The sequence below is a fragment of the Streptomyces sp. NPDC049687 genome (assembly GCF_044465285.1).
Classification (GTDB): Bacteria; Actinomycetota; Actinomycetes; order Streptomycetales; family Streptomycetaceae; genus Streptomyces.
The window spans coordinates 32826-55741 of record NZ_JBITLN010000001.1 but is presented as its reverse complement, the minus strand read 5'-3'; the positions used below and the strand labels follow the sequence as shown (position 1 = coordinate 55741).

Annotated in this window: 23 protein-coding genes; 11 read left to right on the top strand and 12 right to left on the bottom strand. The window is 72.3% G+C overall.

Features of this window, described 5'->3' with window-relative positions; genetic code table 11:
- Window positions 1-2: 2 nt before the first annotated feature.
- Window positions 3-713, bottom strand: coding sequence for a nucleopolyhedrovirus P10 family protein (locus ACIBVL_RS00285; protein ID WP_399089270.1), 711 nt, complete (start codon window positions 711-713; stop codon window positions 3-5).
- Window positions 714-800: 87 nt separating this feature from the next.
- Here ACIBVL_RS00285 and ACIBVL_RS00280 point away from each other — a divergent pair, with 87 nt between their 5' ends.
- The 5 genes from ACIBVL_RS00280 to amaP are packed head-to-tail and all read left to right on the top strand — an operon-like array spanning window position 801 to window position 3141.
- A complete protein-coding gene (locus tag ACIBVL_RS00280) occupies window positions 801-1283 on the top strand; it encodes an Asp23/Gls24 family envelope stress response protein (protein ID WP_399089267.1) in 483 nt (160 codons plus the stop codon).
- Between the two features lie 28 nt (window positions 1284-1311).
- On the top strand, window positions 1312-1497 hold the full coding sequence (locus ACIBVL_RS00275; protein WP_399089264.1) for a hypothetical protein: 186 nt from the start codon (window positions 1312-1314) through the stop codon (window positions 1495-1497).
- Window positions 1494-1913, top strand: coding sequence for an Asp23/Gls24 family envelope stress response protein (locus ACIBVL_RS00270; protein ID WP_399089261.1), 420 nt, complete (start codon window positions 1494-1496; stop codon window positions 1911-1913). The genes ACIBVL_RS00275 and ACIBVL_RS00270 overlap by 4 nt, the downstream gene beginning before the upstream one ends.
- On the top strand, window positions 1910-2557 hold the full coding sequence (locus tag ACIBVL_RS00265) for a DUF6286 domain-containing protein (protein ID WP_399089258.1): 648 nt from the start codon (window positions 1910-1912) through the stop codon (window positions 2555-2557). Before ACIBVL_RS00270 ends, ACIBVL_RS00265 begins: the two co-directional genes overlap by 4 nt.
- The gene (amaP, locus tag ACIBVL_RS00260) at window positions 2554-3141 is read left to right on the top strand and encodes an alkaline shock response membrane anchor protein AmaP (protein WP_399089256.1); all 588 of its coding nucleotides are present in this window, start codon (window positions 2554-2556) and stop codon (window positions 3139-3141) included. The genes ACIBVL_RS00265 and amaP overlap by 4 nt, the downstream gene beginning before the upstream one ends.
- Before the next feature lie 24 nt (window positions 3142-3165).
- On the opposite strand, the gene ACIBVL_RS00255 is transcribed toward amaP, so the two are convergent.
- Genes ACIBVL_RS00255 through ACIBVL_RS00235 form a run of 5 tightly spaced genes read right to left on the bottom strand, consistent with a single transcriptional unit; the run spans window position 3166 to window position 8188 of the window.
- Entirely contained in the window at window positions 3166-3921 is a 756-nt protein-coding gene (locus tag ACIBVL_RS00255; RefSeq protein ID WP_399089253.1) for an SDR family oxidoreductase, read from the bottom strand.
- Between the two features lie 5 nt (window positions 3922-3926).
- Entirely contained in the window at window positions 3927-5714 is a 1788-nt protein-coding gene (locus tag ACIBVL_RS00250; protein ID WP_399089250.1) for a glycoside hydrolase family 15 protein, read from the bottom strand.
- 34 nt (window positions 5715-5748) lie between these two features.
- The gene (locus ACIBVL_RS00245; protein ID WP_399089247.1) at window positions 5749-6063 is read right to left on the bottom strand and encodes a hypothetical protein; all 315 of its coding nucleotides are present in this window, start codon (window positions 6061-6063) and stop codon (window positions 5749-5751) included.
- Window positions 6060-6635, bottom strand: a complete 576-nt coding sequence (locus ACIBVL_RS00240; RefSeq protein WP_399089244.1) for an RNA polymerase sigma factor — start codon at window positions 6633-6635, stop codon at window positions 6060-6062. The genes ACIBVL_RS00245 and ACIBVL_RS00240 overlap by 4 nt, the downstream gene beginning before the upstream one ends.
- The gene (locus ACIBVL_RS00235; RefSeq protein WP_399089242.1) at window positions 6632-8188 is read right to left on the bottom strand and encodes a sodium:solute symporter; all 1557 of its coding nucleotides are present in this window, start codon (window positions 8186-8188) and stop codon (window positions 6632-6634) included. Before ACIBVL_RS00235 ends, ACIBVL_RS00240 begins: the two co-directional genes overlap by 4 nt.
- A 225-nt stretch (window positions 8189-8413) precedes the next feature.
- Between ACIBVL_RS00235 and ACIBVL_RS00230 the strand changes: the two genes are divergently transcribed.
- The 3 genes from ACIBVL_RS00230 (at window position 8414) to ACIBVL_RS00220 (ending at window position 11878) form a co-directional block, all read left to right on the top strand.
- Entirely contained in the window at window positions 8414-10567 is a 2154-nt protein-coding gene (locus tag ACIBVL_RS00230) for a carbon starvation CstA family protein (RefSeq protein WP_399089239.1), read from the top strand.
- Complete coding sequence (locus tag ACIBVL_RS00225) at window positions 10564-10755, top strand: YbdD/YjiX family protein (RefSeq protein ID WP_399089236.1); 192 nt, start codon at window positions 10564-10566, stop codon at window positions 10753-10755. Before ACIBVL_RS00230 ends, ACIBVL_RS00225 begins: the two co-directional genes overlap by 4 nt.
- A 169-nt stretch (window positions 10756-10924) precedes the next feature.
- A complete protein-coding gene (locus ACIBVL_RS00220) occupies window positions 10925-11878 on the top strand; it encodes a hypothetical protein (RefSeq protein ID WP_399089233.1) in 954 nt (317 codons plus the stop codon).
- Between the two features lie 10 nt (window positions 11879-11888).
- Here ACIBVL_RS00220 and ACIBVL_RS00215 read toward each other — a convergent pair whose 3' ends face one another.
- The 3 genes from ACIBVL_RS00215 to ACIBVL_RS00205 all read right to left on the bottom strand — a co-directional run bounded on the left by ACIBVL_RS00215 (window position 11889) and on the right by ACIBVL_RS00205 (window position 14094).
- Window positions 11889-12683: an SURF1 family protein gene (locus ACIBVL_RS00215; RefSeq protein ID WP_399089230.1), complete on the bottom strand. Its 795-nt coding sequence runs from the start codon at window positions 12681-12683 to the stop codon at window positions 11889-11891.
- 77 nt (window positions 12684-12760) lie between these two features.
- Window positions 12761-12994, bottom strand: a complete 234-nt coding sequence (locus tag ACIBVL_RS00210; RefSeq protein WP_078947469.1) for a hypothetical protein — start codon at window positions 12992-12994, stop codon at window positions 12761-12763.
- 80 nt (window positions 12995-13074) lie between these two features.
- A complete protein-coding gene (locus tag ACIBVL_RS00205; protein ID WP_399089227.1) occupies window positions 13075-14094 on the bottom strand; it encodes a DEDDh family exonuclease in 1020 nt (339 codons plus the stop codon).
- A 256-nt stretch (window positions 14095-14350) separates the two neighbouring features.
- On the opposite strand from ACIBVL_RS00205, the gene ACIBVL_RS00200 reads away from it, so the two are divergent.
- Window positions 14351-15073, top strand: a complete 723-nt coding sequence (locus tag ACIBVL_RS00200; RefSeq protein WP_399089224.1) for a VIT family protein — start codon at window positions 14351-14353, stop codon at window positions 15071-15073.
- A gap of 12 nt (window positions 15074-15085) precedes the next feature.
- Here the strand turns inward: ACIBVL_RS00200 and ACIBVL_RS00195 are convergent, their stop codons facing one another.
- Window positions 15086-18160, bottom strand: coding sequence for an NACHT domain-containing protein (locus tag ACIBVL_RS00195; protein ID WP_399089221.1), 3075 nt, complete (start codon window positions 18158-18160; stop codon window positions 15086-15088).
- A 148-nt stretch (window positions 18161-18308) separates the two neighbouring features.
- Between ACIBVL_RS00195 and ACIBVL_RS00190 the strand changes: the two genes are divergently transcribed.
- Together ACIBVL_RS00190 and ACIBVL_RS00185 are read left to right on the top strand one after the other, a co-directional pair.
- On the top strand, window positions 18309-19187 hold the full coding sequence (locus ACIBVL_RS00190; RefSeq protein WP_399089219.1) for a sterol desaturase family protein: 879 nt from the start codon (window positions 18309-18311) through the stop codon (window positions 19185-19187).
- The gene (locus ACIBVL_RS00185; protein WP_399089217.1) at window positions 19184-19861 is read left to right on the top strand and encodes a lysoplasmalogenase; all 678 of its coding nucleotides are present in this window, start codon (window positions 19184-19186) and stop codon (window positions 19859-19861) included. Before ACIBVL_RS00190 ends, ACIBVL_RS00185 begins: the two co-directional genes overlap by 4 nt.
- Here the strand turns inward: ACIBVL_RS00185 and ACIBVL_RS00180 are convergent.
- Both ACIBVL_RS00180 and ACIBVL_RS00175 read right to left on the bottom strand, forming a co-directional pair.
- Window positions 19838-21241 carry a CoA transferase gene (locus ACIBVL_RS00180; protein ID WP_399089214.1) on the bottom strand — a complete coding sequence of 468 codons (1404 nt, stop codon included), beginning with the start codon at window positions 21239-21241 and terminating at the stop codon, window positions 19838-19840. The two genes, ACIBVL_RS00185 and ACIBVL_RS00180, sit on opposite strands and share 24 nt — an antisense overlap.
- Before the next feature lie 46 nt (window positions 21242-21287).
- The gene (locus tag ACIBVL_RS00175) at window positions 21288-22817 is read right to left on the bottom strand and encodes a S8 family serine peptidase (protein WP_399089213.1); all 1530 of its coding nucleotides are present in this window, start codon (window positions 22815-22817) and stop codon (window positions 21288-21290) included.
- Between the last annotated feature and the right edge of the window lie 99 nt (window positions 22818-22916).

The following is a 22916-nucleotide window of genomic DNA, read 5'->3' as shown; positions in this document are numbered from 1 at the left end:
CCTCAGCTGACCGCCGTCACCAGCACGGCGACCGTCGGACGGTCCGGCAACGCGTCCGACACCACCGCGCGGACCTCCCGGGCCACATCCAGTGTCCGCCGGTCCGCGCGGACCACGATCTCCACGCGCGCGTGCCGGTGCGGGAGGGCGGTGCCCGCCTCCTGACGGTCCTCCAGGCGCACCGCCCGGCCGAGGACTGCGCTCATACCGGTCACCCCCGGCACGGACAGCGCCGCCTCGGCCGCACGCGCCTCGTCGCCGGTGAGCGCCGGCCCGGCCTCGGGCGCGTCCGGCGGTCGTACGGCCTCGGGTTCCGGCTCGTCCGCATCGAGCAGGTCCGTCACCCGCAGATCCACCTCCGCCACCACCAGGCCCAGCCGTTCGGCCGCTGCCGTGAGCAAGGCGCCACGCACGCGTGCCGCCGCCGTCGGCAGCGGTTCGGAGACCGCCGCCGCGAAGTCCGCCGTCACCCGGAGGGGCCCCGGCGGCAACCCGCTCGGCGGAGGCGGTACGACCGCCTCGTACCCGCCGTCCCGATCGGCCGGCGCGATCCGCAGCACCCCGAGCCGCACCCCCGGCACCCCCCGTACGGCCGCCCGCAGCACGCCCTGCGCCGCGCTCTCCGCGATCCACGCCCCGTCGCGGGGTCCGCCCAGGGGCAGCAGCCTGCCCAGGCCCAACTGATGTCGTACCGCACTCGTCCACCCGTCCATTACCCCAGCCTGCCGCATCCCTGGGGCGCAGTCGGGCAACGGCGCTTACCGTGGTCGAAGGGACGACGACCGAAAGGACGTACGGCCATGACTGAGGCAATGGAGCAGCCCCGGACGCAGAGCACGGAAGGCGGGACGGAGTCCGTGTCGACCCGCACGGCGACCAGGCGGGGCGGCGGCGACCCGGCGTCCCGCGGGCGGACCACCATCGCCGACGGGGTCGTGGAGAAGATCGCGGGCCTCGCGACAAGGGACGTCGTGGGCGTCCATGCGATGGGCAGCGGCATCAGCCGCACCTTCGGAGCCGTACGGGACCGGGTGCCCGGCGGGACGAAGTCCGTGACGCGCGGTGTGAAGGCCGAGGTCGGCGAGGTGCAGACCGCGCTCGACCTGGAGATCGTCGTCGACTACGGAGTGTCGATCACCGAGGTCTCGCAGGACGTCCGGGAGAACGTGGTCGCGGCCGTGGAGCGGATGACCGGCCTGGAAGTGGTCGAGGTCAACATCGCGGTGAGCGACGTGAAACTGCCCGAGGAAGAGGACGAGGAGCCGGAGCCCCGCATCCAGTGACGCCGGCTGACGAGCGGAGGAACGCAGCATGAGCATGGCCGTGGTCGGGATGATCGTCGGCATGGCGCTGGGCTTCGCCGGATACTTCGGTGGATTCGGCGCCTTCGTCCTGGTGGCCGCCCTGGGCGCCGTCGGGTTCGTCGTCGGCCGGTTGCTGGAGGGCGACCTGGAGCTCGGTGACTTCTTCCGGGCGCGTGACGACAGGCGCAGGTGACGCGGGTGAGCCAAGGGACGGGCGGCGTCGGCAATCTGCCGGGCGTCGTACCGGCGGGTGAGCGCGGCGCGACCCGCATCGCGGACCGGGTGGTGGCGAAGATCGCCGCGCAGGCCGCGCGCGAGGCGATCGGCCCGCTGCCGCCCGAGGCCGCCCCTCCGCACGCCACCGTGGTGGTCCGCCTTCACTCCCCAGCAGGTGCGAGCGGGGGGACCCCCGTCCAAGCCGCGCACATCCGCGTCCACCTGGAACTCGGCTACCCCGGCGACATCGGCACCCGTTGTCACGAGGTGCGTCGGCATGTCACCGAGCGGGTAGGCGCGTTGGTGGGAATGCGGGTTCCGGAGGTCGCAGTGCTGGTCGAACGGCTGCACCTGACGGCGGCCCACGGCTTGGCACACGGGAGGACGCGATGAGCGAACCCGGCGGCTCGGAGGGCACGACCACCGTGCCCGTCCTGGACAAACCGGATCGGACGGACAAGCCGGACGTCCAGGAGACCGGCACCGATCCCGGCGGTGGCCGCCGCTTCTGGTCGGCCCGCCGCGTCCCGGCCGCCGTCGTCGCGGCCCTGTTGTTCGTCGTCGCGGGCGCCTTCCTCTACGACATCGCCGCCGTCCGCGCCGGCCGGTCCGCCCTGGCCTGGCGGCGCGATCTTGCACGGCAGCTCGCCGAACGCCCTCTTGACGACACCTGGGTGCTGGTCGGCGCGGGCGTCGCGGCAGCCCTCGGCCTGTGGCTCGTCCTCCTGGCCGTCACCCCGGGCCTGAGGGACGTCCTGCCGATGCGCCGCACCCGCCCCGACGTCCGCGCCGGCCTCCACCGGGGCGCCGCCGCGCTGGTGCTGCGCGACCGGGCCATGGAGGTCTCCGGGGTCCAGTCGGTGAGGGTCAGGACAGGCAGGCGCAGGGCCGACGTCCGCGCGCTCTCGCACTTCCGCGACCTGGACGACGTACGGGCGGACCTGGACGCCGTGCTCCAGGACGCTGTCCGCGGGCTCGGCCTGACGCGCCCGCTCGCCCTTTCGGTGCGAGTCCGGCGACCCGGGAAGAAGGGGTGAGGGCCGTGCTCAGGACCGTCAACCGGGTGCTGCTCGCCGTCGTGGGCCTGGGACTGCTCGCCGTCGGCGGGGCCGTCCTCGCCGTCGGCCTCGGGGTCTCCCCGCCCTCCTGGTGGATCCACGACGGCCCCCACGACGTACTGCTCAGCACCGCCGAACGCACCCGCCGGCGGGACGAGACCTGGTGGTGGCCGACGGTCATCGCCGTCCTCGCGCTCCTCGTCCTGCTCGCCCTGTGGTGGCTGACGGCGGTCCTGCGCCGCCGCCGGCTCGGCGAGGTCCTGGTCGACACCGGCGACGGCGCCGGCGCGCTGCTGCGCGGCCGGGCCCTGGAGGGCGTCCTGGCGGGCGAGGCGGACCGGCTGGACGGCGTGACCCACACCCGCGTCCGTCTGACGGGCCGCAGGGAGGCGCCGGAGACACGCGTACGGCTGCGGCTGGAGCCCCACGTCGAGCCGGCGACGGCCCTGGACCGACTGACGGCGGAGGCCCTGACCCACGCGAGGGACTCGGCGGCCCTGGAGGCGCTGCCCGCCGACGTGCGGATGAGGGCCGCCAAGCACAAGGCGGAGAGGGTCGGTTGACCGGCTTGGGCCGATCCCTTCGGATCAGAAGCCGTGCCGCATCCCGCCGTCCACCGGCAGCATGATCCCCGTCAGGTAGGAAGCGGCGGGCGACAGCAGGAAGGCCGCCGTCCTCCCGAACTCCTCCGGCGTCCCGTACCGCCGCAGCGCGATCCGGGACTCGTTGGCGGCCCGGGTGGCGGCGGGGTCGGCCGACATCCCGTCCAGCTCGCGCACGCGATCCGTGTCGATGCGTGAGGGCAGCAGCCCCACGACCCGGATCCCGCGCGGACCCAGTTCGTCGGAGAGCGACTTCGCGAAGCCCGCGAGTCCCGGCCGCAGCCCGTTGGAGATGGTCAGCCCCGGAATCGGCTCGTGCACCGACCCGGACAGCACGAACCCGATCACCCCGCCGGCCTCCAGCTCGGCCGCGGCCGCCCGCGCGAGCCGGACCGCTCCCAGGAACACCGACTCGAAGGCCGACTGCCACTGTTCGTCGGTGTTGTCCGCGACGAACCCCGCCGGCGGCCCGCCCACGCTCACCAGCACCCCGTCGAAGCCGCCGAAGGACTCCCGCGCGGTGGCGATCAGCCGCGCCGCCGCCTCCGGATCGGCGTTGTCCACACCGACGCCGACCGCGTTCGGCCCCAGTTCGGCCGCCGCTTCGAGGGTCCGCTTCTCGTCCCGCCCCGTCACGACCACCTTCGCGCCGTCCGCGACGAGCTCGCGCGCGGCCGCGTTGCCGAGACCGCGCGTGGCCCCGGTGACGACGTACACCCGGTCCTTCAGTCCAAGATCCATGGCTCCTATCCTGCCTCCTCGCCCCCGAACAGGGCGAGGGCGGTGTTCACCAGGCCGATGTGGCTGAAGGCCTGCGGGAAGTTCCCGAGGTGACGGCCGGCCACCGGGTCGTACTCCTCCGACAGCAGGCCCACGTCGTTGGCGAGGTCCACCAGCCGTTCGAACAGCTCCCGCGCCTCCTTCGGACGGCCCGTCGCGTGCAGCGCGTGCGCGAGCCAGAACGAGCAGGCCAGAAAGCTGCCCTCGTCGCCCGGCAGACCGTCCACGGTCGTGCCGTCGGTGCTGTAGCGGCGCACCAGGCCGCCGTGGCCGAGCTCCTCGCGGATCGCGTCGACCGTGCCGACCACCCGCGGGTCGTCGGGGGGCAGGAAACCGAGGCGCGGGATGAGCAGCAGGGAGGCGTCCAGATCGCGGGAGCCGTAGGACTGGGTGAAGGTGTTGCGTTCGGGGTCGTAGCCCTTCTCGCACACCTCGCGGTGCACCTCCTCGCGCATCGCCCGCCAGCCCTTCAGGTCCCCGCGCAGCTCCGGGTTCTCCTCCAGCGCGCGCACGGCCCGGTCGGCGGCCACCCACACCATCACCTTCGAGTGCACGAACTGCCGGCGGCCGCCGCGCACCTCCCACAGGCCCTCGTCGGGCTGCCGCCAGTTCTCGCTCAGCCAGTTCATCAGCGAGCACTGGATCGCCCACACATGCGGCTTCGCCGACAGTCCCGAGGCGCGGGCCAGCGCCATCGAGTCCATGACCTCGCCGTAGACGTCCAGTTGCAGCTGGTTCACGGCCGCGTTGCCGATGCGTACGGGCCTGGAGCCGGTGTAGCCGGACAGCCAGGGGAGTTCGACCTCGGGCAGCCGACGCTCGCCCGCGAGCCCGTACATGATCTGCAGGTCGGCCGGGTCCCCGGCGACGGCCCGCAGCAGCCAGTCCCGCCAGGCCTCCGCCTCGTCCTGGTAGCCGGCGGACAGCAGCGCGCCCAGGGTGAGGGTGGAGTCGCGCAGCCAGCAGTACCGGTAGTCCCAGTTGCGCACGCCGCCCAACTCCTCGGGCAGGGAGGTGGTGGGGGCCGCGACGATGCCGCCGGTGGGCTGGTAGGTGAGGGCCTTGAGGGTGATGAGGGAGCGCACGACGGCGTCCCGGTGGGGGCCGTCGTAGCGGCAGCGGGACACCCACTCCCGCCAGTCGTCGACGCTGGTGCGCAGCGCCTCGCGCGGGTCGACCAGCGGTGGGCGCCGCTCGTGCGAGGGGTGCCAGGTCAGCACGAACGCGACCGACTCGCCCTCGCCGACGGTGAACTCCGAGCGGGTGACGTAGTCCTCGCCCCAGGTGCGCACGGCCGGTTCGCTGCGCAGCCAGACCGCGTCCGGCCCGGCGACCGCCACCCGGTGGCCGTCCGTCCTGCGCATCCACGGCACGATCGAGCCGTAGTCGAAGCGCAGCCGCAGCTCACTGCTGACGGTGACCCGGCCGCGCAGACCTTCCACGACGCGTACGACGTCGGGGTGGCGGTCGCGCTGGGGCATCAGATCGGTGACCCGGATCGCGCCCCGGCCGGTCTCCCACTCGGTGTCCAGGACGAGGGTGTCGGGGCGGTAGGCACGCCGGGTGCAGGGGCCCTCGACACCCTTGGGGGCGATGCGCCAGTGGCCGTTGTCCTGGTCGCCGAGGAGCCGGGCGAAGCAGGCGGCGGAGTCGAAGCGGGGCAGACAGAGCCAGTCGACGGAGCCGTCCCTGCCGACCAGGGCGCAGGTCTGTTCGTCGCCGATGAGGGCGTAGTCCTCGATGCGGGGGTGCACGCAGTTGCGGGTTCCCGGCGCGGCCGGGGGGCAATCAGGGGTGCGGCTGGGGGAGTGACGCCTGGCTCACGGCGTCCCCGGTGCCCGAGAAGATCACCCCGGGGTGGGACGGCGCCTGGTTCAGCACCCACAGGCCGATCAGGGTGGCCAGGGCGAACACGAGGGCGACCAGGAGGGCGAGCACGAGCCGGCGCCGGCGTTCGCGGCGCAGCCACTCGCCGCGCGCCGTGCGGTAGGCGTCGGGGGCCGGGTGCACCCCGCCGGCCAGCGCATCCAGCGCCTCGCGCAGCTCCCGCTCGGTCCGGTCCACGGCCGGCGGGCGGGTGCGGTCGGGTCCGGTGTCGGTCATCGCCGGGCCTCCATCGCCTGGGTGAGCGCGGCCAGGCCGCGTGAGGTGTGGGTTTTGACGGACCCGCAGGAGATGCCCATCGCGGCGGCGATCTCGCTCTCCTTCAGGCCGAGCCAGTGCCGCAGCACGAGCGCCTCGCGCTGCCGCGCCGGCAACTGCTGGAGCGCGTCGATCAGTACCCGCTGGTCGTCGCGGAGCAGCGCGGCGCTCTCGGCGGAGGCGACGGTCTCGTCGGGGAGTTCCGGCGGGCTCTCCACGTGCTTGCGGGCGACCTGGAGGTGCCGTATCCGCATCCGGGTCAGATTGCAGACCGTGGAGCGCAGATAGGCCTCCGCCGCCTCCACGTCCCGCAGCTTCCGCCACTTGCGGTAGATCTGGTAGTACGCCTCGGCCACCACGTTCTCCGGGTCGTCGGCGCCGAGCAGCACGGCGAGCCGCAGCATCGAGGAGTAGTGCAGCTGGAAGAGCCGGGCGAGTCCGGCCTCGCGTTCCAGCTCGGCCGGGTCGGTCACGGCGACCGCGAGCGGCTCGGCGTACGCCTCCCGCACGGGGATCGGCTGTCTGCGTCTCACGCGTTCTTCGCTCCCGTCCGGGGACGCCGCCTGACGGTCAGGCGGGAGGGCAGGTCGGTGGTGTCGGCGCCGCGCGGGACGCCGAGATGTTCCAGGGCCGCGGTGCCGGCCACCGCGACGGTCAGGTTGAGCAGCAGGGCCACCAAGCCGGCGTAGATCTCCAGCGGCCCGAACCCGAGGGTCACGATGGAGGAGAACCCTTCGCGTACGACGAGGAAGGTGCCGGCCGCCATGCCGGCGCCCCATCCGGCGAGCAGCGCCCGCGGATGCAGCCGCCCGGTGAACAGCCCGACGGCCACGGCCGGGAAGACCTGCAGGATCCACACCCCGCCCAGCAGCTGCAGATTGACGGCGTCCTGGTCGCGCAGTCCGAACACGAACGCGACCGCCCCCACCTTCGCGGTCAGCGACACCGCCTTGGCGATGCGCACCTGCCGCTTGGGCGTGGCCGTCGGCTGGACGTACTCGACGTAGACGTTGCGGACGAAACTCGTGGCGGCCGCGATCGACATCACGGCGGCCGGGACCAGCGCGCCCACGGTGATCGCGGCGAACACCAGCCCGGCCAGCGGCGCCGGCATCAGCCGGTCGACCAGCATCGGTACGGCGGCCTCGGCGCCGCCCCGCGGAGCCCGCACCCCCGCCGCGAGCGCCGCGATGCCCAGGAAGCCGAACAGGGCGAGCAGCCCCGTCCAGGCGGGCAGGGCCACGGACACCTTGCGCAGGGTGCGCGCCCCGTCGGCGGCGAACCCGGCGGTGAGCACATGCGGGTACATCAGCAGCGCCAGCGCGGAGCCGAGCGCGAGCGTGGCGTACGCGGGCTGCTGCTCGGGTGAGAGGACCAGCGGCGAGTGGGCCACGTCGGTGCCGCCCAGCCGCCGGGCCGCGCCCTCGAAGACCGGGCCGGGCCCGCCGAGCTGCCGCAGAACCAGCCAGCACACGGCGGTGAGCGACACGAACACCGCCACCGCCTTCAGCGCCGAGATGACCGCCGGCGCCCGCAGCCCGTGCCGGTACGTGGCCACCCCCAGCCCCGCGAACAGCGCCACCATCACCAGATCGCCCACCGCGCCCCGCGGATACACGCCCCCGGCCGTCAGTACGGCCCGTATCCCGAGCAGTTGCAGCGCCAGGTACGGCATCGTCGCGAGGATCCCGGTCAGCGCCACGACGAGGGCCAGCGGTGGTGATCCGTACCGCCCCCGCACGAAGTCGGCGGCGGTGACGTAGCCGTTGCGCCGGGCCACCTCCCACAGCCGGCTCAGCAGGACGAAGGCGAGCGGACAGAGGATCACCGTGTACGGCACCGCGAAGAAGGCCGGCGCGCCGTTGCCGTACGCCAGTCCCGGTACGGCGGTGAAGGTGTACGCGGTGAAGATCGTGCCGCCGAGCAGCAGCCAGGTCCAGACGGGGCCGAGGGAGCGGTCGGCCAGCGCCCAGCCCTCCAGGGAGGGCAGCCGGTCGCTGGGGCGCAGCCGGCGCGCGGTCACGGCGAGCAGCGACGCCCCGCCGATCACGGCGAGGAACGTCGTCGTCATGGCGCCGTCGGCCATGGGTCACCGCCTTTGGTGTGCCTGAGCCCTCACCGGTCAGTTGCGCGGGCGGCGGATTCGGTTGACGGGGAACCGGCGGAAAATCCTCTGGAAATTCGCTGTCAACCGGTCTCGAGGGGTGGGCAACTCTTGCACAGACCGACAGCGAACGGGAGAGCCGTCGTCGCTGATCTCCACGCACCTCGGGTCCCGAGGTGTCCCACACCGCCCAGGTGAGGAGCCGCCATGTCAACGTCCACCCTGCCCGAAACCGGCCGACCGGCGCCCAAAAAGTCGCGAATATCACCTCGGTCCCTCCTGCTGTGGACCACCGTCGCCCTGCTCGGCGCGGTCGGCTGGGGGGTCCTCGCGCTGTCCCGGGGCGAGGAGATCTCCGCCGTCTGGCTGGTGGTGGCCGCGCTCGGCTCGTACGCCATCGCCTACCGCTTCTACTCCCGGTTCATCGCCCGCCGGGTCCTGGAGGTCGACGACAGCCGCGCCACTCCGGCTGAGCGCCTGGAGGACGGGGTCGACTACCACCCGACCGACCGCCGGGTGCTCTTCGGCCACCACTTCGCGGCCATCGCCGGCGCCGGTCCGCTGGTGGGCCCGGTACTGGCCGCGCAGATGGGCTATCTGCCGGGCACGATCTGGATCATCACCGGTGTGATCTTCGCCGGCGCGGTCCAGGACATGGTCGTCCTCTTCCTCTCCATGCGCCGGGACGGCAAGAGCCTCGGGCAGATGGCCCGGGACGAGATCGGCAGGGTGGGCGGCGCCGCCGCGCTGATCGGTGTCTTCGCCATCATGATCATCCTGCTCGCGGTGCTGGCGATGGTCGTCGTCAACGCCCTGGCGGAATCCGCCTGGGGCACCTTCTCGGTGGCCATGACCATCCCGATCGCCCTCTTCATGGGCTTCTACCTGCGCTATCTGCGGCCCGGCCGGGTCGTGGAGACCAGCTTCATCGGCGTGGCGCTGCTGCTGCTCGCCATCCTCGGCGGCGGTTGGATCCAGAACTCGTCCCTGGCGGAGTACTTCGTCTGGAGCCCGACCACTCTGGTCTTCTGTCTGGTCGGCTACGGCTTCGTCGCCTCCGTGCTCCCGGTGTGGATGCTGCTGGCGCCCCGCGACTACCTGTCCACGTTCATGAAGGTCGGCACGATCGCCCTGATGGCCGTGGGTGTCGTGATCGCCGCCCCGACCCTCAAGGCCGGTGCGGTGACCGAGTTCGCCTCGACGGGCGCCGGGCCGGTCTTCGCCGGATCCCTCTTCCCCTTCCTCTTCATCACCATCGCCTGCGGCGCCCTGTCCGGCTTCCACGCGCTGGTCTCCTCCGGCACGACCCCCAAGCTGATCCAGAAGGAGTCCCAGGTCCGGCTGATCGGCTACGGCTCCATGCTCACGGAGTCCTTCGTCGCCGTCATGGCGCTGATCGCCGCCTGCGTCCTCGAACCGGGCCTGTACTACGCGATGAACTCCCCGGCCGCCCTGCTCGGCCCGACCGCGCAGAGCGCGGCGGAGGCGGTCAAGGGCCTCGGCTTCTCCATCACCCCCGACCAGCTGACCGCGGCGGCCAAGGCAGTCGAGGAGCAGACGCTGGTCGGCCGCTCCGGTGGCGCTCCCACCCTGGCCGTGGGCATGTCGGAGATCTTCTCCAGTGTGTTCGGCAGCGGGCTCAGGGCGTTCTGGTACCACTTCGCGATCATGTTCGAGGCGCTGTTCATCCTCACCACGGTGGACGCGGGCACCCGAGTGGGCCGCTTCATGCTCCAGGACATGCTGGGCAACGTCTGGAAGCCGATCGGCCGCGTCACCTGGAAGCCCGGTGTCTGGATCACCAGCGCCCTGGTCGTCGCCGCCTGGGGCTACTTCCTGTACGCCGGTGTCACCGACCCGCTGGGCGGGATCAAGCAGCTCTTCCCGCTGTTCGGCATCGCCAACCAACTGCTCGCCGCGGTCGCCCTGGCCGTCACCACGACCATGCTCGTCAAGACGGGCAAGGCTCGATGGGCGTGGGTGACCGGCATCCCGCTGGCCTGGGACGTGGCCGTCACCTTCACGGCCGGCTGGCAGAAGATCTTCTCCGACAATCCGAAGATCGGTTTCTTCGCCCAGCGTGACGTCTACGCCGACGCCGTCGACGCCGGCAAGCTTCTGCCCGGTGCCACCACCATGGACGACATGCGCACCATCGTCCTCAACAACACGGTCGACGGCGTGCTCATGGCGGTCTTCCTGGTGCTGGTCCTCACGGTGCTGGTCAACTGCGCGGCGGTGTGCGTGCGCGCCCTGCGCGCCACCGCGCCGCTGCCGACGAGCGAGGCCCCGTACGTCGAGTCCCGGATCGACACCCCCGAGCGGCGCGGCAGCGAGCCGCTGGTCGGAGCGGGTTCATGACCGCCGTCCGGAAGGCCCTGGTCGGCGTGGTCCGGTACGCGCGCGAACTGACCGGCGAGACCGAGTACGACCGCTACTGCGAACGGCGCCGCCGCCACCACCCGCAGGCCCCCGTGCCCACCCGCCGGGAGTACCAGCGGATGCGCACCGCACAGCGCGAGGGCGAGTCGCCCGGCCGCTGCTGCTGATCCCCGCACGGCGCCCGCACCGTACGGCGCCCTTCCCCGACCGCGCGGCGGGCGTGCCCCTCCCCAGCTCTGACGGCACGCCCGCCCCGCTCACCGGCGCCGCTCGGTCGCGGCCGCTTTCCTGCGACGTGACCGGCGGGACAACACACCTAGCCGCTCCGGGACCGAAATGCTGAGACGCCGACCCTCCCTGCTGATCCGCGCCGAGCTCGACGACGACCTCCTCCACACGACCCTCCGCGAACTCAAACCGGCCCGGCAGCTCCACGGGCTCGGCGCGGGCAGCTCCCGTCCGGTCTGGGAGCCCGTGGCCCACCTGCTGCGCGGCACCGGGCGGGACTGGGACCGCAGGGCGCACCGGGTCTCGGTCCTGGCACGGAGCCTGCCGGCCGTGGTCTCGCAGCGCTGGGCCGCCGACCGGCCCGGCGACGGTGACGCCCTGGTCCTTCGGGCCTGCGTGGAGGCTTTCCGGGCGCCGGCCGACGGGCCCGCAGCCGTGCGCGGGGCCGAGCGGACCTGTCTGCGCGCCGCCGACGCCTGTCCCGAGGACCCGACGCCGTGGCTCGCCCTGCTGTCCCTGATGTACTCGTGCGCCGTACCGGTGAAGGACGCCGTGCCCGCGTGGACCGAGGCCGTCAAGCGCGCGCCCTGGCACCGGACGGCCTACCACCGGCTGCTGGTGTACCTGTCCCCGCGCGGACACGGGACGCTCCCGGACATGATGGACTTCGCCTGGCAGGCCGCCGCCCGCGCCCCCCACGGATCGCCGGTGGCCCTCCTCCCCGTGGCCGCCCGTGTCGAACTGACGGCACATCGGCAGCGGGAGTCGCCCCTCGCGGCCCTCGGCGCGAGCGGCAACTGGAACGAGCCGCGAGCGGACCAGGAGATCGACGTGGCTCTGAAGGGCTGGTTCCACACCGCCGCCCCGGCGCACGCCGAAGCCGTCACCGACCTCAACATCCTCGCCTTCGCGCTGACCCGCGCGCACCTTCCCGACGAGGCCACCCCCGTGTTCCGGCGCATCGGCCGCCATATGACCCGCCACCCGTGGGACCTGCTGCCCGAGCCGGAACGCACCTTCGTCTACTGGCGGGACAGACTGACCGACCACCGCCGGACATGAGAGGAGGCGGCTAGGCCGGACTCGGCGCCGCTTCCTTCTCCTCCTCCGCCACCGCCGGAGCCGCACCGTCACGGCGCTCGCGGCGGACCAGGACCACCCACCCCACCGGCACGCCCGCGGCGAACAGCCACCACTGAACGGCGTACGCGTAGTTCAGCGCGGCGTCCTCGCTGCCGGGCTTGCCGACCAGCTCCGGGGTGTCGCCCTTCGGCTCGGGCGCCGTCTGCGCGATGTAGCCGCCGAGCACCTCGGTACCCAGCCGCTTGGCCTGCTCCGCGCTGTTGATCAGCATGATCTGCCGGTCGGGCAGCCCCTTGAGGTCCTTGATGCCGCTCGCCGCGGTCGTCTCGTCGGGCATCAGCCGCCCGGTCACGGTGACCCTGCCGGAGGGCGGTGCGGGGATCTTCGGGAAGGCGGTCTGGCTCGGGCCGTTCGCGGGGATCCACCCCCGGTTGACCAGCAGCACCTTGCCGTCCGTCAGCACGAACGGGGTGAGGACGTGGAAGCCGACCGTCTCGTCGGAGTTGACCCGGCGCCGTACGACGACCTCGCGCGCGGTGTCGAAGGTGCCGGTCGCGGTCACCGGGCGGTACCGCTCGCTGCGGGTGACGGCGTGCCCCGGGGAGGTCAGCCGCTCCGCGGGCACCGGCTTGGCGTTCAGCGCGTCGGAGACGAGCTGGTTGCGCGCGGTGCGCTCTTCGTAGCGGTGCATCTGCCAGAAGCCCAGCCGGATCATTGTGGGGATGAGGAGGAGGGCGACCAGCGTGAGGATCACCCACTGCCGGGACAACAGGAAGCGGTACACCCCACGACCGTACCTCTCGGGCCGTGGGGTGCTGGGGGAGGGGGTGCTGTCGGACGCACCCCGTGGACGGGGTGCGGTCAGACGCGGTCGACGATCCCCGCCTTCCCCTCCGCCCGTGCGCAGTGGGCCCCGCAGTACCAGTGGCCCTCGACCTCGACGCCCTGGCCGATGATCTGGACCCGGCAGTGCTCGCAGATGGGGGCCATGCGATGGATCGCACAGGAGAAGCAGTCGAAGACGTGCACCGCGCCCTGGGCGTGCACCTCGAAGGTCATTCCGTAGTCATTGCCGCAAACTTCGCATCTCGCCATGCGCCACAGGGTGAGCGGTCACCGGGGCGCGGGCGAGCGGGCGGCGGGCGAGTCGCGCGGCAATCACCCGTACGTACGGCTCACTCGTCGGCGGGCTCGACATCCCTGAGCAGTTGCCCGAAGGCCGCCTCGTCCACGACCGGCGTCCCGAACTGCCGCGCCTTCACCACCTTCGACGTACCGGAGTCGGGATCGTTGGTGACCAGCAGACTGGTCAGCCGGGACAGGCTGGTCGCCACATGCAGCCCCGCCTCGGTGGCGCGGTCCTCCAGCAGTTCACGGTCGATCGACGTGTCGCCCGAAAAGGCTACCCGCATGCCCTGTTTGAGCCTTTTGCCGTCCTCGTACCGTCCGGGGTTGGGGTACGGGCAGGCGGGCCGCTTACGGGACGGCCGCCAACCGCCGGACCGATGGCCGCCGTATCCGCCACCGCCGTACCCGGTGCCGCCCGGACCGCCCGCCTGCTGCCCGATCCGGGACATGGGCCGGTCGTTCCACTCCGTCAGCGGCCGGCACTCGTGCAGCGGCAGCCGCACCCCGCCCGCCGCCGCGGCCCGCAGACTCGGCCGGAACGCCTCCGCGAGGACACGCGCGTCATCGAGGGCGTGGTGCGCCTGCCGCTGCACGACACCGAAGTGCGCCGCCAGCGACTCCAGCTTGTGGTTGGGCAGCGGCAGCCGCAGCTCCTTGGAGAGCGCGATGGTGCACAGCCGCTGCTTCACCGGGGGCTCGCACTCCGCGCGCGCGTACTCCCGCGCGATCATCTGCCAGTCGAAGACCGCGTTGTGCGCGACGAGCACCCGGCCCGCGAGCCGCGCCGCGAACTCCTCGGCGACCTCCCGGAAGAGAGGCGCGCCCTCCAGCACCTCGCTCGTCAGACCGTGTATCCACACCGGCCCCGGATCGCGCTCCGGATTGACCAGCGTGTACCAGTGGTCCTCGACCTCACCGCGCGCGTCCAGCCGGTAGACGGCGGCGGAAATGATCCGGTCGTCCCGGGCCAGCCCGGTGGTCTCCACGTCAACGACCGCGTATCCCTGGGGATACGCGGCCGGCCACTCCGTGGGGGCGGACGCTGTGGTCGTGCGGTCTGCGAGCATGGTCATTGAGGATACGGGCCGCCACCGACACCTCGCTCGGCATGCCCGGACAGAGCGCACGGGAAGCCTCCCGGGCCGTACGGGAGTTCGCCCGGCGCACACGCTCGTGGAAGCGACGCACCGTCAGCCCAGTGCGGTGACCGGGTCGTCGGCACCGCAGTGGGATGCGGCTCGACGACGACCGTGGGCGGCCCGAGAACCGCCGGGCCACTGGATTGACGGCCGGGACCACGCAAGGGGTGCCATCCTCCGTCCTGTGACGGAACCTGTTGCGGAACCACCCCACGCGGAGGCCCACGAGGCCACCCTCGGATCCCGGCTGAACTGGCTGCGCGCCGCCGTCCTCGGCGCCAACGACGGCATCGTCTCCACCGCGGGCCTCGTCGTCGGCGTGGCCGGCGCCACCGACGACCGCTCGGCACTCCTGACGGCCGGCCTGGCGGGTCTGCTGGCGGGCTCGATGTCGATGGCGGCGGGGGAGTACGTCTCCGTGTCCACCCAACGGGACTCCGAGAAGGCCGCGCTCGCGGTGGAGCGCCGGGAACTGCGCGAACAGCCGGAGGCCGAGCTGGAGGAACTGACGGAACTCCTGGAGGAACGCGGCCTGTCCCGCAGGGTGGCCCGGGAGGCCGCCGTCCAACTCACGGAACGCGACGCCCTGAAGGCCCACGCGCGCGTGGAGCTCGGCATCGACCCCGACGACCTCACCAACCCCTGGCACGCGGCCTGGGCGAGCTTCCTCGCCTTCACGGCGGGCGCCCTGCTGCCGCTGCTGGCGATCATCCTGCCCCCGCCCGACCGGCGGCTTCCCGTGACCGTCGTGTCGGTCCTGGTCGCCCTGGTCGGCACGGGCTGGAGCAGCGCCCGCCTCGGCGCGGCGGCACCGCGACGGGCGGTGCTGCGCAACGTGGGGGGTGGGGCGCTGGCCATGGGGGTGACGTACGGGGTGGGGGTTCTGTTGGGGGCGGCGGGGGTGTGAGAAGGCCCCGTCTCAGTCGATGATCAGGCGGTCCCGGGGGAAGAGGCCGGTGCCGAGTACCTGGCCGCAGTCGAAGAGGCGGATGTCCACGTGGGAGAGGTCGGCGAGCGGGGTGAGGTCGAAGGGGCCGCAACGGGAGAACTCGACGAGCTTCAGATCTGGCAGGTCGGCGAGGGCGGCGACGTGGTCCACCTGAGGAATGTTGCCGAGATAGACGTGGCTCAGGCCTTGGTGGGACACCACGTCCGCGAGGTCGACGCGGGGCACGTCCAGAACTTGGAGCGTCTTCAGCGGTGAGAACGTGCCGGCGGCCAGGAACTCGCGCCACTGCGTCTCCGCGTTGACGGTGAGCCACGCCAGCGAGGTCAGGGCTTCGAGCCCGGTCAGCCTGGTGGCGCAGGCTCGCAGGAAGAAGCCGAGGCCGGTGAGCTTCGGGGCGAAGGTGAGCTGGTCCAGTCGCGTTTCGGGGGCCGCGAAGTCGAAAACGAGATGCCGCAGGTCGGGCAGGTCCGCCAGAGGGGCCAGCGAGAGTCCGTCCGCAGGGCTGTACAGGTAGACGTGGGTCAGCGGGAGGCCGGCGAGAGGACGGAGATCGGTGACGAACCGGAGGTGGTTGAGGGAGAGCTGCCGCAGGTTCGGCAGGTCCCTCAGCGGCGAGAGGTCACTGATCCCGTCGTTTCGGGAGAGCCCGAGAAATTTCAGAGCCGTGTGCCGCAGAACCTGGCTAGGGAGGCCGTGGTCGCCCACCAGGTTCAGCTCGGTGAGCTGAGGGAGACGCGCAAGCAGCGACAGGGACGCGGCATCTCGCATGTTGAGCATGTCGTCGGAGGTGACGGTGCCTTCGAGGATCGTTTCGAAGTACTCGACGGTGTCGAACGACGGCCAGGCGAAGTCGAGCGAGGAACGCACACGGGGGCGCTCGTCGGCCCGGAACCGCGCGATCACCCCCAGTGCCGCATCGCCTCCGATGCGCCCTGCCGTGTGGACCACCGCCGCGGCCTCCCGTTCCGTCAGTCCCTCCGGAGCCGGCAACAGCTCCAACACCAACTCGCCTACCTTGGCGAGGGCGTTCGCCTGCCTGGGCGACCGCGGCGGCATCAACTCCGCCGTCCGCTCCTCAACCTCGGCGCGCACGCCCGGATCCAGTTCCGGCGCATGCTCCAGACTCGCCGCCGCCAGCAGCACCAGCCGCTCCCGGTGCCGCCGCACCTTGTCCGCGCGTCTCAGCAACTGCCGTAGCAGACGCCCGCGTTCGTCCATGCGCGCGTGCCCGACCGCCATACGCACCACGTCGTCCCACTGGTCGTCGTGGGCGTTGCGCACCAGCACCCCGAAGTCGCGGGCCTCGACCGCGGCCTTAGCTCCCAGGTAGTCCTGGAAGGTGCGGTGGACGAAGTCCACATAGCCCGGAACCGGCTCGCGCAGCAGCCCGCTGCGGATCAGCAGATGGGCGAAGACCTGCTCGGCGTCCCCCTGCTCCCGCACCTGCGGCATCGCCGCCAGCCACTCCTCGAGCAGGGCCACGACCTCGCCCCGGGAGGCCTCCACCTGACCGTTGCGGATGAGCCAGTACGCCAGCCGCTGGAGCAGGGCCGCCTGCTCGTCGCGGGAGAGCACCACGCCCTCCACTGACGCGATCTCGCGCTCCGTGTCCCGCCGCACCAGCAGCATGTCGAGCGCCGCGTCGTACAACTCCTTCCGAGCACGGGGGAGTTGCATGTGCCGGTCCCGGTTGAGCGCGCACAGCAGGGCGCACATCAGCGGATTCGTCGCGAGCCGCCCCAGGTCACGGCGGGTCGCCACCGCCTGGTTCAGCCCCGCTTCGTACCGGTCCAGCGCCTCTGTCTCCGCGTCCGGTCCGCACTCCAGCCGCGCCGCCTCGTGCCAGTGCCGGATGAACGTTCTGATGTCGTCCCGCTCCATCGGCAGCAGGGAGTGCTCGGTGAAGCGCTGCTCCGACAGCCAGTCCTCCGGTACCGCCGACGGACGGGTCGTCACCACGTATCGGGCCAGCGGGAAGGCCGCGATCAGTGACTTCAGCCAGCTCTCCGTGCGGTCGCGCAGCCGCACCGGCACCTCGTCGACCCCGTCCACCAGCACCAGCGCCCGGCCGCTAACGAGAAGTTCCTCGACCCATCCCACCGGCGCCCGCAGCGGTACCCCCGACGCCGACAGGAAGTCCTCGGGCAGGGGCAGTCCACCGGGGGTGTTGAAGGACCGCAGCCGCAGCACGAACGGCACGCACCGGTTCCAGTCCGTCAGCTCGGGCCCGAAGCTCTGCCGTGCCGCGTTCAGCGCCAGCCACTGCAACAGCGTCGACTTGCCCGACCCGGCCGGGCCCCGTAACACCAGACGGTCGCAGTCCGCCAGCGCCTGTTCCACCTTCACGGCGGTCTGCCCGGCGGCCGGCCCGCCGAGCCCCTCGGGATGCGGTCCGTGCGGCCGATCCCCGCTCACCGTGAGCGACAGATATGCCGTGTCCAGCGGCCACTCGGCCCGCTTTCGTCCGCCCAACGTCACGCCGTACAACTCCAGCCGCGCGTGCGTCCGCGCGACGAAGTCCGCGTACCGCTGCTCGAAGCCCCCCTCGGCGCTCTGCTCCGCCACCCGCTCCCGCAGGAGCGCCCCCGTCCGCCGTGTCTGCTCGACCGCCGCCCGGGCCGCGAACGACGGCTGCGTGGTGAGCTGTTCGACAGCATGGGCGCAGCAGAGCCGCAGCAGCTCCGTGTAGAGGACCTGAGCCGGTTCCGACAGGTCGTCGACGGGACGCCGCAACCCGTCCGCGAGCCGGCCGGGGTCGAGATCCGCGGCGAACAGCCGCTTCGCGTCCAGCGGAGCCGCCGCCGCGAACGTGTCCTGGACCGCCGCGACCGCCGCCAGCCGCTCATGCTCCGGCAGCCCCGCGTACCCGCCGGCGATCCGCTCGCCCAGCACCCGCGCCAGCTTCTCCGGCTCCGCCGGCTTCGGCAGCGGCCGTACCGGATCCGGCACCAGCCCCGCCCCCGGACTCGGCTTCAGCAACGACCTCGCGACCGTCGAAACCACCGTCGACGCCAGCCGCACCACTACGACCTCGAGCCCCTGCATCCGGCCTCCCCGTCCGCTGCCCACGGCATCGTAGGCAGCACCCGGCCCCCTCTTGGCGGAGATCGCCAACAAGCAAGCGCATACCCCCGGAAATACTTGTGGGTAACAACGTCTAGCCCCGGCCGACCTGCGGTTCTACGGTGCCCCCATGCCGAACCTGCCCGATGTCGTGCTGTGGTCGATACCCGCCTTCGTGCTGCTCACCGTGGTCGAGATGATCAGCGTCCGGATCCATCCCGACGAGAACGCGGCCGGATACGAGGCGAAGGACGCCGTGACGAGCGTCGGCATGGGGCTCGGGAGCCTCGTCTTCGACTTCGTCTGGAAGATCCCGATCCTCGTCGTCTACACGGCGGTCCACGAACTGACGCCCCTGCGGGTCCCGGTGCTGTGGTGGACCGTCCCGCTCATGCTGCTCGCGCAGGACTTCTTCTACTACTGGTCCCACCGCGGCCACCACGTCATCCGCATCCTGTGGGCCTGCCACGTCGTCCATCACTCCAGCCGCAACTTCAACCTCACCACCGCCCTGCGCCAGCCCTGGACCTCCCTCACCGTCTGGCCGTTCTACGTCCCGCTCGTCGCCGTCGGCGTGCACCCGGCCGCGCTGGCGTTCTGCTCCTCCGCCAACCTCGTCTACCAGTTCTGGATCCACACCGAGCGGATCGACAGGATGCCCCGGTGGTTCGAGTTCGTGTTCAACACGCCCTCGCACCACCGTGTCCACCACGCCTCCCAGGGCGGCTACCTCGACCGCAACTTCGGCGGCATCCTCATCGTCTGGGACCGGCTCTTCGGCTCGTTCGTCGCCGAGACCGAACGGCCCGTCTACGGGTTGACCAAGAACATCAACACGTTCAACCCGATCAAGGTCGCCACCCATGAGTACGTCGCGATCGTCAAGGACATCAAGGCGGCGAGCGGTTGGCGCGAGCGCGCGGGGCGGGTGTTCCGCGGGCCGGGGTGGCAGCCGGCCCGGACCGGCGCCGACGTGCCGGCGCCGGTCGAGGAGAGCACCGCCGCGTGAACCACCGGCCCCGCCCCCGACCTCTCCTCGCCGCCTTCGTCCTCGTGACCGCCGTCGACCTCGGCTCCCTCGCGGCCGGCTGGCATCCCGGGCACACCGTCGCCAAGCCGCTCCTCATGCCCCTCCTCGCCGCCCGCGCGGCCGCGAGCGGTGCGCCCCGACTGCTCGTCGCGGCCCTCCTGTGCGGCTGGGGCGGCGACGTCCTGCTCCTCTCCGACGCCGACCCCGCCTTCCTCGCCGGCATGGCGTGCTTCGCGGCCGGGCACGTGTGCTACCTCGCGCTCTTCGCGCGATACGGCCGCCCACGCGCGCGTGCCGCCGTTTTCGCCCCCGCCTACGCCGCAGTCCTGGTCGCCACCCTCACCCTCCTGTGGCCCGATCTCCCGCCCGGCCTGCGCATCCCCGTCGCCGGCTACAGCACCCTCCTCACCGCCATGGCGTACACCGCCGCCACCCGCCTGGGCCCCCTTGCCTGCGCCGGAGGCGTGCTCTTCCTGCTCTCCGACACGCTCATCGCGACCGGCGTCGCCGAGTGGCCCCAACCGCCACGCCCCGACCTGTGGATCATGCTCACCTACGTCGCCGCACAGTTCCTGCTGGTCCGGGGCGCCCTGGGCGGGCGGGTTGCCTGTGTTGATCCATCGACAAAATCAACCCGCACGCTCAACTCTTGACGCCCAGCCCGTCGGATCCGACCCCCAGGGTCCCGGCGGACGCGTCCAGTCACCCGGACCGCCGTCGAAGGACACCGCCGGCAGGGCGTACCGCAGTCGACCGAGGGGACTGTCGGTCTCCGCGAGCCAGGCCTCCGGCCCGACGTAGATCTCCCTGTCCTTGCCGCCCTCCCCGTCTTCCTCCTCGGCCCCCGTACCCTCCATGAGCCACGCCGCCGTCCGCGCCAGCGCCACCCGCGCGAATCGGCTCCCGCCGTCGTACGACTGCTCGGTCAGCGCCCGCAGTACGGCCGCCGCCAGCAGGTACCCCGTGCCGTGGTCGAGCGCCTGCGCGGGCAGCGCGCCGGGCCGCTCCGCCGACCCCTCGACGGCCGCGATGCCCGTGGCCACCTGCACGAGGCTGTCGAAGCCGCGCCGCCCGCCCCACGGCCCGTGCGCACCCCACGCCGACACTTGCGCCACCACCAGCCCCGGCCGGCGCTCCGCCAGCGCCTCGGGGGAGAGCCCGAACCGGTCCAGTGTGCCCGGCCGGTAGCCGGTGACGACGACGTCCGCGGCCGCGAGCAGCTCGTCGAAGGCGCGCCGGTCGGTGGTCAGGTCCAGCAGGGCCGAGCGCTTACCGAAGCCGGTGTCGGCGTGCAGGTCGGGCAGTTCGGGCAGGTGGGGCGCGTCGAGGCGCAGGACGTCCGCGCCCAGCAGGGCGAGGGTGCGGGTGGCGACCGGCCCGGCGAGGACCCGGGTGAGGTCCAGGACGCGCACCCCGGCGGCGGGCAGCAGGGGAGCGCCATGGAGGGGCGGGAGCGCACGCGCGCGTGTCCCGTCCAGCCGGCCGCGCTCGATGAGAGGGCGCGCGGCCACCGCCGCCTGCTCGTGCGCCGCCCACTCCTCGGGCGTGCGCAGCGCGACGGCCAGGCCACCGGCCGCGTACACCGCGTCCTCGACCTCCCGCGCGGACCGTTCGGCCAGGGCCGCCTCGACGGCGCCCGGGTCCTGCGGCAGACCGCCCAGCGCCTTCAGCAGCCGCTCCCGGTGATGCGGGTAGTTGGCGTGCGTGCGCACCCATCCGTCGGCCGTCCGCCAGAGCCGCGACAGCGGTGCGAAGGCCTCCGGCGCCCGCCCGTCGACCGACAGCTGCCGCTCACTGGTGAACGCGGTCGCCACCGCCCCGTCGTCCACGCGTACCCCGGGTACCCGCGCGAGTCCCGCGCGCCGCGCCGCCAGTTCCGCTCCGGCCAGCGCGCACGCGCCCACACAGGCCCGCCCCAGCTCCCGGACGGGCAGCCGCGCCCGCAGGGCGCCCTCCCTGACGACGGTGGACACGTGTGCGAGCCGGGCGGGGTCTCCGCCCAGCTCCGACCACACGAACGTGATTGATGTCATGACTGCATTGTGCAGTATTGACTCAATCAATATATGGCAGGTGCTCCTACTTCACAGCGCGCAGCGCGTTCACCACGCCGAAGCCGAAGAAGCCGTTGAACCGCTTGGCACCCACGCACGTCGCGTCCACCACGCCGTCACCGTTGCCGTCGTACGGCTCCGTCGGGCAGCCCGGGTTGTCGGCCTGTGCCTTGAGCAGCGCCTGGAGCTGCGCCGGGGAGGCGAACGGGTACTTCGACTTCAGCAGCGCGGCCACGCCGGCCACGTGCGGCGAGGCCATGGACGTGCCCTGCAGGAAGCCGTACGTGTTGTTCGGCAGCGTCGACAGGATGCGGCCGTTGGCCGACGGCGTGTCCGGGATCTGGTATTTGTCGCCGCCCGGAGCGGCCACGTCGACGACGCCCAGGCCGTAGCTGGAGTAGTACGACTTGGTGCCCTTGACGCCCGTCGCGCTCACCGTGACCACACCCGGCAGCTGGGTCGGCACGTCGAAGCACTCGTGCGGGTCGACCGTGCGGGTCACCGGCGTCGAGTCGTCGGGGCTGCTGGTGTCCGTGAGCGAGTCGGCGTCCAGGTCGTGGTTGGAGTTGCCCGCGGAGGCGACGTTGAGCGTGCCCTTCTTCTGGGCGTACAGCTGGGCCCTGTTGACCGCGTCAACAATGGCCTTCTGATCGGGGTCGTCCATGCAGTTGTACAGCCACGGGTCAACGTAGTAGCTGTTGTTCGTGATCTCGACGCCGTGGTCGGCGGCGAACACGAACGCGCAGACGACGTTCTCCGGATAGAACAGGCCGTCCTTCGGGTCGCTCACCTTGATGCCGGCGACCTTCACACCGGGCGCGACACCGGCCACGCCGATGTCGTTGCGGGCCGCCGCGATCTCACCGGCGACATGCGTGCCGTGGTAGTCGTCCGCGGTGTACGGCCGCCAGGCGCCCTCACTGGTGTCGGCGACGCCGCCGACACAGTTGGCGGACTGGGACGCGGAGAAGTTCGGCGCGAGGTCCGGGTGGGTGTCGTCGACGCCGGTGTCGATCACGGCGACCGTCACCTTCTTGCTGCCCGGGTTGATCGCGGCGGCCTTGTCGGCGCCGATCGCCCGCAGGTCCCACTGGTCGGCCTCGAGCGGCTCGCTCTGGCCCGCCGCGTCGGACGCCTTCTCGATCTTCGCGGCCTCCGCCTTCGACAGGACCTGGACGGCTCCCTCGTCGGTGGTCCCCGCGGGGCTCAGCGGCGCGGTACGCGTCGCACCCGCCGACTGCACCCCGCGCACCGCGCGTATCCGCGGCCCGAAGTTGGGGTTCGCCGAGTGGACGACGAGCACGCCGATCTTCTCGTACGACGCGACGAGGGTGCCGCCGGCCGCGGCGACCGCCTTCTTCACCGACTCGATCGTGCGGTGGTCCACCTTCGTGTTGACGACATAGGCCAGCGTCCCGGCCTCGGTCGTCTGGGTGGTCGACGCCGTGACGGGAGCCGCCGAGGCAGCCGTCGGCAGGAAGCCGAGCGAGGCGGTCAGCGACAGCACGACGGGCACCGCGAGAGCGAGGCGGCGTCTGGAAGGCAGATGAGCCATGGGGTCTCCACATCATCCGGAAACGGGACCGGCCCGGACACAGGTAGCGGCTGGGCAGGTACATGACGGGTGTTGCTGTCGCCGAAGCTATCTCCCCTA

What these genes read in the sequence shown, in the direction of transcription:
- ACIBVL_RS00285 (WP_399089270.1), bottom strand. Translation starts at nt 713, where the DNA reads ATGGACGGGTGGACGAGTGCGGTACGACATCAGTTGGGCCTGGGCAGG.
- ACIBVL_RS00280 (WP_399089267.1), top strand. Translation starts at nt 801, where the DNA reads ATGACTGAGGCAATGGAGCAGCCCCGGACGCAGAGCACGGAAGGCGGG.
- ACIBVL_RS00275 (WP_399089264.1), top strand. Translation starts at nt 1,312, where the DNA reads ATGAGCATGGCCGTGGTCGGGATGATCGTCGGCATGGCGCTGGGCTTC.
- ACIBVL_RS00265 (WP_399089258.1), top strand. Translation starts at nt 1,910, where the DNA reads ATGAGCGAACCCGGCGGCTCGGAGGGCACGACCACCGTGCCCGTCCTG.
- ACIBVL_RS00255 (WP_399089253.1), bottom strand. Translation starts at nt 3,921, where the DNA reads ATGGATCTTGGACTGAAGGACCGGGTGTACGTCGTCACCGGGGCCACG.
- ACIBVL_RS00245 (WP_399089247.1), bottom strand. Translation starts at nt 6,063, where the DNA reads ATGACCGACACCGGACCCGACCGCACCCGCCCGCCGGCCGTGGACCGG.
- ACIBVL_RS00235 (WP_399089242.1), bottom strand. Translation starts at nt 8,188, where the DNA reads ATGGCCGACGGCGCCATGACGACGACGTTCCTCGCCGTGATCGGCGGG.
- ACIBVL_RS00230 (WP_399089239.1), top strand. Translation starts at nt 8,414, where the DNA reads ATGTCAACGTCCACCCTGCCCGAAACCGGCCGACCGGCGCCCAAAAAG.
- ACIBVL_RS00225 (WP_399089236.1), top strand. Translation starts at nt 10,564, where the DNA reads ATGACCGCCGTCCGGAAGGCCCTGGTCGGCGTGGTCCGGTACGCGCGC.
- ACIBVL_RS00220 (WP_399089233.1), top strand. Translation starts at nt 10,925, where the DNA reads ATGCTGAGACGCCGACCCTCCCTGCTGATCCGCGCCGAGCTCGACGAC.
- ACIBVL_RS00210 (WP_078947469.1), bottom strand. Translation starts at nt 12,994, where the DNA reads ATGGCGAGATGCGAAGTTTGCGGCAATGACTACGGAATGACCTTCGAG.
- ACIBVL_RS00205 (WP_399089227.1), bottom strand. Translation starts at nt 14,094, where the DNA reads ATGCTCGCAGACCGCACGACCACAGCGTCCGCCCCCACGGAGTGGCCG.
- ACIBVL_RS00195 (WP_399089221.1), bottom strand. Translation starts at nt 18,160, where the DNA reads ATGCAGGGGCTCGAGGTCGTAGTGGTGCGGCTGGCGTCGACGGTGGTT.
- ACIBVL_RS00190 (WP_399089219.1), top strand. Translation starts at nt 18,309, where the DNA reads ATGCCGAACCTGCCCGATGTCGTGCTGTGGTCGATACCCGCCTTCGTG.
- ACIBVL_RS00180 (WP_399089214.1), bottom strand. Translation starts at nt 21,241, where the DNA reads ATGACATCAATCACGTTCGTGTGGTCGGAGCTGGGCGGAGACCCCGCC.
- ACIBVL_RS00175 (WP_399089213.1), bottom strand. Translation starts at nt 22,817, where the DNA reads ATGGCTCATCTGCCTTCCAGACGCCGCCTCGCTCTCGCGGTGCCCGTC.